The sequence below is a fragment of the Shigella sp. FC1544 genome, from assembly GCF_001722145.1.
Taxonomy (GTDB): Bacteria; Pseudomonadota; Gammaproteobacteria; order Enterobacterales; family Enterobacteriaceae; genus Escherichia; species Escherichia coli.
The window spans coordinates 1-330 of sequence record NZ_MECT01000486.1; the positions used below are offsets into that span (position 1 = coordinate 1).

Here is a 330-nt window from a genome sequence, read left to right on the forward strand (position 1 = left end):
CCCAGCTCTTTCATGAGCCTGCCAGCAAGCCAGCGTCCCATCTGGTAGCCTCTCCGGGTTGCCATTGTGGCGATGCTTCTTGCTCCGGCCGAACCATGGCTGATGCCATGTAGCTCAAGTACCTGACTGCGTAATACAGCCCGTCTGCCGTCTGGTTTTTCAGGACGGTTTTTCCAGTATCTGTAGCTGCTGCGATGAACCCCGAACACTTGGCAGAGTGTGACCACAGGAGTAAGCGTGCAGCAAGAACCGTATTGACGGGGATGTGTTATTCAGTCGGCAGTGCTACGCGCCAGGGGAGCAGTTCGCCGACCCGGTTTATCGGCCAGT

At 57.0% G+C, this 330-nt stretch carries 1 pseudogene; it reads right to left on the reverse strand.

The features are described 5' to 3' along the window. A pseudogene (locus BGK49_RS18745) lies at positions 1-230 on the reverse strand (IS3 family transposase); the annotation flags it as partial. Between the last annotated feature and the right edge of the window lie 100 nt (positions 231-330).